At 41.9% G+C, this 666-nt stretch carries 1 protein-coding gene; it reads left to right on the forward strand.

Going from position 1 to position 666, the window contains the following annotated elements; genetic code table 11:
* Positions 1-131: 131 nt before the first annotated feature.
* On the forward strand, positions 132-666 hold a 535-nt coding region (locus tag A3729_RS03880), incomplete at its 3' end, for a hypothetical protein (protein ID WP_197475541.1).

Genomic DNA, 666 nt, shown 5'->3' on the forward strand with positions numbered 1-666 from the left:
ATTCCGATGGAATATGCTTATAAGGTGAATGTGACCCGTGACCCTTTAATTATATGGTCGGGCTTTCTTGTCTCGGCACCTGTGATAAGTTTGTTCGGTTAGTAGTCAGTGATCATAAAAGGATTTAAGTGATGACATGGAATTCGACCCGCTTGCAATTAGACAAAGCCTTCTTGTTTGTTAGTGATGATTCTTTAGCATGTTCTTCTGCGCGACGTGTAGCTAAATTTAAAGGCCTGCGTATACAAAGTGCAAACTCTATTCAATCAGCTATTTCCTTTTTGGAACATAAACCCGCTGATTATTTTCTGGTTGTGATGGATGAGGAGAGCGCCAGCTTTTCGGCATATTCATTTTTAAACGAAGCTGATCAGCGTTGGCCTCATATCAAGGTTGTTTCGACTAGTAGCTTTATCGATAGCGGTGAACTCTTATCAAAGACTCCAAAAAATCTGGAGCTGGATGCTGTGTTGAGCTGCTTATTGAGTAAAGCCTGTGAGGAGCTTTTGAGTGAGAATAGCTGTATTCAGCAGGTTATAGATGACCGCTTGGCTGTTCTGAAAAAGGGGATTGAAAAAGCGCAATTAAGCAAACAGCATCGAGAACAATTGGTGTTATTTCCAGCAGAGTATTTGGCTGTATGTGAGCGAGGTTGGCTGCACTCCA

The organism is Oleiphilus sp. HI0043 (assembly GCF_001634935.1).